This is a genomic window from Flavobacterium sp. HTF, assembly GCF_003105115.1.
Classification (GTDB): domain Bacteria; phylum Bacteroidota; class Bacteroidia; order Flavobacteriales; family Flavobacteriaceae; genus Flavobacterium.
Genome location: NZ_QETH01000132.1, coordinates 1 through 9,185, shown reverse-complemented (window position 1 = coordinate 9,185; position 9,185 = coordinate 1). Strand labels below are relative to the sequence as shown.

Below are 9,185 nucleotides of genomic sequence, written 5' to 3'. Positions count from 1 at the left end.
CAATAATTACCAAAACTTCAAAGCAATAAATCAATATTTAAATCTTATTTTCGCATCTCAAAAACATTACTGTACTCCACACTAAAATTGGAATTTGGAATTTTTTATATTGGAATTTCAATTTTCTAAAGTTTTGGAATTTGGTATTTAAAAATTGGAACTTCTTAATTTATGTTTACATTCAAACAATTCTCTGTAAAACAAGACAAAACCGCTATGAAAGTAGGCACAGATGGTGTTTTATTGGGTTCTTGGGCTCCTGTAAATCATAATCCGTTTAGTGTTTTAGATATTGGTGCCGGAACTGGAATAATTGCTTTAATGCTGGCACAGCGAACTCATGCTGAACAAATTGATGCTCTTGAAATTGACGAAGATGCTTACGAACAGGCAGTCGATAATTTTGAAAATTCGCCGTGGGGAGACCGTTTATTCTGTTTTCATGCAGGTTTAGATGAATTTATTGAAGAACCGGAAGACGAATATGACCTGATTGTTTCAAATCCTCCTTTTTATGCTGAAGATTATAAAACTGAAAACGAACAACGCGATTTAGCCCGTTTTCAGGATGCAATGCCGTTTGAAGAAATCGTGGAAGCAGCCGATTTACTGCTTTCAGAAAATGGAATTCTGGCTATAATTATTCCTTTTAGAGAAGAAGAGAAATTTATTGCTTTAGCCAAAGAATCAGAATTATACCCAATTAAAATCACGCGTGTAAAAGGGACTCCAAAATCTGAAATCAAGCGTAGTTTATTGGCTTTTAGCCGAAATGAAATTTCCGAAATTGAGATCGATGAATTGACAATTGAAATTGACAGGCATGTTTATACGCCTGAATATATTGAGCTTACAAAAGATTTTTATTTGAAAATGTAAAAAACGTCTTTACGTAACTACTCTTTTTGCAAACACAGGCCTCTTTCAAAATCGATTCCTTCTGGATTTTCTTCATTAAAATAACGTATTGAAAAAGTAATACATTCATCATCTGTATAAGTGATTTCACATAAACTTTTATCCCCAATTTTAACATTTTCTGCCCCGAAATTTTTAATACAAATCCTTTCTAATTTACAGTCACTAAGCCATTTGACACTCCAAACTGTTTGCAATTTTCCATTCATATAACAATCTTCAATAGAATCTTTGCGAATAGCATATTCATCCGGAAAAGCTGGAGCTGCAAATTTTCCATTCCTAAATTTATTACAATCTAATTTTTGTGCATATGCAATAGTTCCTAACAACATCAGACTAAAAAAGATGATCTTTTTCATATTATTTTTTTTAATGAATAGCTTATTATTTACCAGTTTTAGCAAAAAGAATTGCGCGTTCCAAAACCTCATCTTTTCCTTGCTGAATACCTGAAATCGTTGGTTTTACTTCAATATCTGGGACGATACCAATACGTTGTGTTTCTTTTCTATTAGGATAAAAAATTCCAAAACCGGTAAATATGGTAGAATATCCTTTTATAATTTCATATCTACAAGTCCCGCCATCTGCTCCTGCGGTTTGGCTTCCGATAATCGTGGTATTTGGAGCCGCCTGTAAACACATTACCAAATGTTCTCCGTGACTTTGCGTTTTTTCATTCTCTAAAATAATCACTTTCCCTTTATAATAATCCGGATTCTTTTTGCCTGTCTTTTGATCTTCTCTCCAAATATATCTGCCAGGATATGTCAAATCTACATCGATAAATTTTGCATATGCTTTTTCTTCAGGATATAAATATTGTGCTATATCTTCTTCAATATTAGGCTCTTTAGGATATTTTCTTGCATCAAAAACTATAGCTTTTGTGTTTTTAAATTCCTTCATAACGTCTGGAAGCTCCTTCGCATTAATTGATTCTACATCAATATACCCTATTTTATCCTCTAAAAGTTTCCATTTCTCGCTACTTTTTAACCGGATTTTCAAATCCTGATATTTATAGCGTTTAATTGTTTTATATGAATTACTGTTGTCCCGGTTAAATTCAATTTCAGTTGTTTCGGTTTTTCCGTTAAAAACGGCCCAGTAAATATTCTTTAAAATTGCCGGTCTGTTCGAACCTTCTGCATATTTTAAATTTTCATTAATCAAATCTTCAACCTTTTTTCCGCCTACATTAGTAATCACATCTCCAATTCTGATATCATCAATTTTGGCCAGGGAATCATTTTTCAGGTTAATAACAACCGCTTTATTATCGATAAATACTACATCAAAAGGAGTAAATTTATCTCCAAAATAATCATACATCTTGTTTGTTTGTGTAGAAGCATGCGTGTCGTCAAGTTTAACTGATATCTCGCGCATTGCCAGAACAAAATCTTTTTCTGATTCGGGAGCAGTAAACCGGGGTAACATTTCTGCCAAAACAGAATCCCAATTTTCGTCCATTTTATATTTGTATGGAAAAAAGTATTCCATTTGATTCCAATAACGGAAAAGAGCTAAAAGGCGTAAATTCTTATCAGTCCATTTAAAATCCTGATACTTAATCTCATTTTGCACTTTTATATAGGGATCTGAGGTATAATAAAATTGTTGTCCCTGAATCCTGTTTTCTTCAATGAATTTAAGCTTTTTTGAAAGAGATTTAGAAAATAATTTATTGAACCATGACAAATCAAAATTTTTATCAAAATATTCCTTTTTTGAAGCGGGCTTTACAGCTTTATAAACTTTCACTTCTCCCAATGACGAAATCCAATTTTCTATAACTAAAGAAAATGCTTCGGTATCTTTTGCCTGTTCGACCTGAGGCAGGATCTGAAATAATTGTTCGTCCCAGTTTTGGCTCCCATTTGTCACATTTGGATGATAATACTTTAAGAAACCCCATACTTTACAGGTAGCGGCTAATTTTTGAGTTTCGGATATTGGTTTTGAAAAAGAAAACTGAAAGATTAGAACAAGAAAGACAAGTAGTATTCTTTTCATTTAATTTGTTTTTTGGTTAGTTGGTAGTTGGTTTATGTAGAGGCTTTATACCTGTTCAAAAATACTTTTAAACTGATATAAAATCCTTTCGAGCAATCTTAAATCTTCTGTTACAATTTCTGCACTTCCTTTCATTTCCTGCTGAAAAATAATTTGCTTTTTATATGATGTCTGCAATCCGTTTGGGAGTGCAACATCCAATAGCAGGTTCCCGTCTTTATCCGGCACTAAAGAGATATTCCTGATTTTGCCGTATAGCACACCAAATTCCCTATCCGGAAAATTCGAAAGTCTAATATTTACGCGTTGTCCCACCTTTATTTTTCCGGAATTTAAAGCCGGAGCTTTTACTTTTCCAACAAAACCATTTCTGGAATCAGGAATTATCGAAAAAACATTATCACCTGAATTAATTGTTTGGTTTTCCGTCCAGACCTGTAAAAAAGTCACGACACCGCTAACAGATGATTTTAGTGTATAATTAAGTTCCCAGTCTTTTATCACTTTTTTTAACTGATAAAAGGACTGTGCCATATTTCGACCAAGATTAACTTCTTCCTTAGTGCTGTTTATGTGCGAGCTCTGACTCGATTTTGTATTATCAATCAAAGAGGACCTAAGTTGGGAAATCGATGATAAGAGATTCTTATAGTTCTTTTGTGCCTGAAGATAGCTCAGTTTTTTGGTTTCCATTTCCTGAGTTGACACTATTCCCTTATTGAATAAAGTCTCAAAGCGGGCCACTTCATTTTTCTGAAGCTGCAATTCACTTTCGTTAATTACTTTTTGCTGCTGAAGAATTTCCAAACGCTCTTTTATTTGGATATTTTCAGAACTTTGGGCCCTGCTTTCTACTTCAAAAGGCTGTAAATCTTTGTTTAATTTTTGTGCCTGGTAGTCTTTTTGAAACACAGCATACGCACTTTCAATTTCACCTAACTGCGCATTTTTTAATAATGCAAAAGGGAAATCTTTTCTCTGATCATTAACGTTATAACTGTCTACAATGCTTTTTAATAAAAAAACGTCCTGATAATTGGCCGTATTTTCGATAATGGCAAGAGTTGTATTTTTTTGTATTACCGATTTGTCTTTAACCAATATGGCTTCAATTCGCCCTGATGTTTTTGAAACTATTTTCTCCGGTGGTATATTGGTAGTGATTACAATTTCTGTATTTACCACATCCGGATACTTAATAAACCAGGAAACAAAAAAAAGCATCACCAGAATTATGAATATCAGAACTGTTCCCCAACGGATCATCCAGTGTGGTACTTTGGTTAGGATATCCTGAACTTCCTCGCTTCTTAACTCAAATGTAGTAGTATCTTCTGCCATGATTAATTCCCTAATTGCAATTGATTTCGAACCAATTCAAAATAATTCCCTTTTTGCTCCACCAGTGCCGAATGGCTTCCAATCTCAATAATTTTTCCTTTATCCAAAACTACTATCTGATCGGCATTCATTACCGTACTTAATCGGTGCGCAATAACGACAACCGTCTTTTCTTTAAAGAAAACAGACAATTTTCGCATAATTTCTTTTTCGTTATTTGCATCTAATGCAGACGTAGCTTCATCAAAAAATAAAATTTCGGGATTTTTATAAACTGCTCTTGCAATAAGCAATCTTTGTTTCTGTCCGGTACTCATTCCTGTACCTTCAGAACCAATTTTAGTATTATACCCTAATGGCAGACCACTAATATATTCCTTGATATTGGCAACATCGGAGGCGTATATTAATCTTTCTTTATCAATATTGTCAACACCAATAGCAATATTATTGGCAATAGTGTCACTAAAAATAAAACCTTCCTGCATGACAGCACCAATATTGGCTCTCCATGCTTTTTGCGAAACATTTTTTAATTGTGCATTCCCAATACTAATTTCTCCTTTTTCAGGTTCATAAAATTTAAGTAAAAGCTTCATTAAAGTTGTTTTTCCGCTTCCGCTTACGCCAACTATCGCAGTCACTTTATTTGCCGGAATTATTAAGTTCAGATTATCCAATACCGGAATATCAGATCCTAAATATCGGAAAGAAAGATTTTTTATATCAAGATCAGCATCAAATGGAACATCAGCGGTCTGATGTACTTCCTGTTGTGTCTCATCTTCTTTTTCATGAATTTCAGACAATCTTGCCAGCGAAATTTTTGCATCCTGAAGTTCCCGTACAAATTCAATAAGTTGTGTTATAGGACCATTTAAGCTTCCAACAATTGAGCTAATCGCCAACATCATTCCTAATGTGATGGAACCATCGATAACTAATTTTGCAGAAAGAAATATGATGAAAATATTTTTTAACTCATTAATTACAGAAGAACCAATGGTTTGTGTCTGCTCCAAAACCAATCCTTTTATAGAAACTCTGAACAATCGTGCCTGCACATATTCCCATCCCCAGCGTTTTTGTTTTTCGGCATTATGCAGCTTTATTTCCTGCATACCGTTTATAAGCTCCATAACTTTGCTCTGTTCCTGTGAAACCTCGGCAAAACGTTTATAATCCAGAACTTCCCTTCTTTTTAGGAATAAAGTAATCCATCCGAAATAAAGAACACTTCCGGCAAAAAACACTAAAAATATTTTGAGATTAAAATAAGCCAGAACGCCACCCATAACAAACATATTGATTACAGAAAACAATACATTTAAGGATGATGTGGTCAGAATTCGCTCAATTCTACGATGATCATTGATACGCTGCATAATATCCCCTGTCATTCTTACATCAAAAAATGAAATGGGCAGGTTCATTAATTTGATAAAGAAATCAGAGATAAGTGAGATGTTTATTCTGGTTGAAAGGTGAAGCAAAATCCAGCTTCTGATGAGTTCCAGACCCGTTCTTCCTGCAAAAAGAAACAATTGTGCAAAAAGAATCAGATAAATAAAATTAATATTTTGGTTTTGTATTCCAATGTCAACAATACTCTGCGTCAAAAAAGGAAAAATAAGCTGCAATAAACTACTGGCTAACAACCCAATACTTAACTGAATTAAAAACGACCTGTAACGAAGTACATATTGTGACAGCAACCCAAAGCCTATTCCTTTATTATCTTCTTTGTCAAAATCGGTCTGAAAAAACTTCGGTGTGGCTTCAATCAATAATGCAATACCTTCCTGAGTAGATTCGTCAGCGTTATTTCCTATCCAGAATTTAATGAAATCATGTTTATTATATTCGATTAAACCAAAAGCCGGATCTGAAATATAATAGGTGTCTTTTTTTATTTTATAAAGTACAACATAATGATTTTTGTTCCAGTGCAAAATACAGGGCAATGGTGCTTCTTCTAATCTTTCTAAACTTAGTTTAACCCCTAAAGTCCTAAAACCAATTTTTTCAGCCGCATCACTCAAAAAAAGCAAATTGCTTCCTTCACGAGTTGTTTCGCTGCTGTCCCTCAACTCCTGAATATGGATTGTTTTGCCGTAATGTTTTGCGATTATCTTTAAACATGTCGGCCCGCAATCTTTATAATCGGCTTGCTTGTAGTTTGTGAATTTTTTCAATTCTGAATTGGTTTATTTAACAGCAATATTATACAAAAATTCTTAAAAAATGAAGATACTTTATTAAATATGTTAAATCCAAAAAAAAACAGAAAGAAACTATCTTCTCTCTGTTTTTTATATAAAGTATAATTCTAATAACATAATTTCTCTAGGAGATGGCACTGGCTAGCCCTAACCAAATAAAACCAACCGAGTGACCAATTATCCTGAGAATCCCAGCACCAATCATCAATGCGGGGATAAATTGCTCAATGTTCCACGATCGAGCGCCTACAAATTCAAAAAAAACATGACTAAATTTTAAATAAGGCTTTATATTGTTTGTATTCTAATCTTCAAAAATTAGCAACGACCAACGTAATCTAGCGGTACACAAGTCCAGTAAGCTGGTACTGTTCCAAAATCGGTACATCTTCTGGCTACAGCGCCTTCACCACAAACTGGTGCATTTCCACCTACTATCGTTTTTTGCTCGTTTGCACTTATTTCCTGAGCACCTTCTAAATTCAAAATATTTTTTATCATAATAATTAATTTTTATTATTTGAAAATACTCCAATCTTTTAATGACATTTGAAGCTTCTGTCTTATGTTTATTTCTACGCTATCTGTTGTTCAAGTACCTTAAGTTCTTTTTCATCAACAAAATCGTTTAGAAAATATTTTAGTTCGTTAAGTTCATATTCGTTTGGAAATAACTTATCATTTACAATTTTTACCGGTGTATAATTGAAATCATTTTTAGAACACCATTCGTATTGCTTTTGTATTTCCTGATTTATCATCATGCTTACAGGTTCTGTATGCCATTTTTTTAACCATTTTTTCAGACCCATCTTTTTAATGTGCCAATCAGAGATTGCTTCTACCGTCTTGCCTGGTGTTGATCTGTTTATTGTTAAAAGTCTTTCGACAACAATTTTAAACGGATTATCCACATTTTCCGGATTGATATTAAATAATATGTTTAAATATATTTTATCCGGAAATCTTAAAACCAAATCAAATGCTTCCTGAAAAGTTTTATGACAATGACCACAACTCGGGCTAATAATTATAGTAAGCTTTATTAATGCATTTCTATTTCCAAAATTCAACCCTCTTAAATCTTCTAATCCAAGGATATGAGGCACTTTTTTTGATAAAAAATTCAATAGTGAATAATTTCTCTTAAACTTCTTAAGATCTTTTAAGTTACTGTCATCACTAAGTATGTTTTTTATTACAGGCTTAAGAACTGACCAGACTGACATTAGCAGGACTAAAGAAAACAAGAATGGAAAAATTATACCGAAACTAAAATTTAATATAAAAAAGTCTGACGCAAACCATATTACACTCTGAACCAAAATCAAAAATGACACTGCCAGACACATTACACACCATTTCTGAATTTCATATTTCTGAATCCATACTGATGTTACAATAACCGGAATCGCTAACAGGCTTAAAAAACCTATGATAATAGACGATTCTGCAGGTTTTATCAGGATTGCCAAAACGCTTGCACTGAAAAACAGTAAAGGCAAATCTGAAAAGCCACTCAGTCTCTTGTTTATCCCTTCAAAATTGATAACTGAATCACAAGATGTATTTGGAGTCAGATTGCAAAATTTTGAAATAATATTATTCTTAAAGCCTAATTTCTCCTGAACGATAAAAATGCTAATAATCAATCCTAAAATTGATGTCGCTAAAAATATTGAGCTATATAAATTATAAGAATTATAAAAAAATGACAAACCAACCAAAAGAAATAACGGAACATAATATCTAATATTTCTGTATTCATTTTTTAAACTTTCTCTGCCTACAATGTTATTTGGTTCAATTGCTACAATTACACCATTCCAGTCCAAAAGGAAATTATCATATGATATTTTTTGGTTCCCTTTTTTTTCAGTATCGATACGAACAAAGTTTTTTGCTCTTTCTACCAAAGTAAGTTCTTCTTTAAAATAGGCTAAAAAATTAGACGGTAAATTTTCGATTTGTTCTTTCGAAACTCTTACTGCAGCATTCTCCACAGACAACAAATCCAAAGAATCTGTTATTGCAAACAAACTTGGATAATTTGGATGAGAAAGAAACAAATCTTTGAACTCATTTTTTATATCCGAGTACTTGTTTATTAGAAGAAATTTCTGAACCAGTTTTAACATCTTTTCGAGCTGTTTAATTCATAACTACGATGCAAATATTGTAGTTTTTATTTGAAAAAAATGCGCTTATATATACTTTTTATTAATTATAGTACATACAATTTATAAATTATACTAGTCAGATTTATATACATAAATTATTGTTTTTCAATTATTTACGTTAATTTTATGATTTACAAAATCTCAAAAAGGCTATTCTCGATTAAGGGTTTTGGTTTTTGTCTAGTTTTGAAAAAGTTAAACAATAACATTCAAAAACATGACAAAAAATAATTTAAAATTCGAAGATTTTGAGGCTCAAAAATTATCCAAAAATCAACAAAAAACTGTGCGTGGAGGAGATGCTCCTGACGACGGAAAAGATCCAATCCGAGGTGGTGGAGGTGGTAACGGAACACCATAAATTTTGATAAAAAAACAACTATATAATAAAAAAACTTAAATTTAATGCATCTAATTATGACAAGTAAAAAATTAAATTTTGAAGATTTTGAAATTGAAAAATTATCCAAAAAACAACAAAAAACAGTACAAGGCGGAGATG

At 32.5% G+C, this 9,185-nt stretch carries 8 protein-coding genes; 2 read left to right on the top strand and 6 right to left on the bottom strand.

The genetic code is table 11. The features are described from left to right. Window positions 1–171: 171 nt before the first annotated feature. Window positions 172–879, top strand: coding sequence for a tRNA1(Val) (adenine(37)-N6)-methyltransferase (locus DCO46_RS21430; RefSeq protein ID WP_116754516.1), 708 nt, complete (start codon window positions 172–174; stop codon window positions 877–879). Window positions 880–896: 17 nt separating this feature from the next. On the opposite strand, the gene DCO46_RS21425 is transcribed toward DCO46_RS21430, so the two are convergent. The 6 genes from DCO46_RS21425 to DCO46_RS21400 form a co-directional block, all read right to left on the bottom strand. After that, on the bottom strand, window positions 897–1,280 hold the full coding sequence (locus tag DCO46_RS21425) for a hypothetical protein (protein WP_124019592.1): 384 nt from the start codon (window positions 1,278–1,280) through the stop codon (window positions 897–899). Between the two features lie 25 nt (window positions 1,281–1,305). Next, window positions 1,306–2,940: a S41 family peptidase gene (locus tag DCO46_RS21420; protein ID WP_116754514.1), complete on the bottom strand. Its 1,635-nt coding sequence runs from the start codon at window positions 2,938–2,940 to the stop codon at window positions 1,306–1,308. A gap of 45 nt (window positions 2,941–2,985) precedes the next feature. Then, window positions 2,986–4,281, bottom strand: coding sequence for an HlyD family secretion protein (locus tag DCO46_RS21415; protein WP_116754513.1), 1,296 nt, complete (start codon window positions 4,279–4,281; stop codon window positions 2,986–2,988). A 2-nt stretch (window positions 4,282–4,283) separates the two neighbouring features. Then, entirely contained in the window at window positions 4,284–6,476 is a 2,193-nt protein-coding gene (locus DCO46_RS21410) for a peptidase domain-containing ABC transporter (protein ID WP_116754512.1), read from the bottom strand. Between the two features lie 345 nt (window positions 6,477–6,821). Further along, entirely contained in the window at window positions 6,822–7,004 is a 183-nt protein-coding gene (locus DCO46_RS21405) for a hypothetical protein (protein ID WP_116754511.1), read from the bottom strand. A 74-nt stretch (window positions 7,005–7,078) separates the two neighbouring features. Then, window positions 7,079–8,542, bottom strand: coding sequence for a vitamin K epoxide reductase family protein (locus DCO46_RS21400; protein WP_243416381.1), 1,464 nt, complete (start codon window positions 8,540–8,542; stop codon window positions 7,079–7,081). Between the two features lie 358 nt (window positions 8,543–8,900). Between DCO46_RS21400 and DCO46_RS21395 the strand changes: the two genes are divergently transcribed. Beyond that, complete coding sequence (locus DCO46_RS21395) at window positions 8,901–9,044, top strand: rSAM-modified peptide (RefSeq protein ID WP_116754509.1); 144 nt, start codon at window positions 8,901–8,903, stop codon at window positions 9,042–9,044. The last annotated feature ends 141 nt before the right edge of the window (window positions 9,045–9,185 follow it).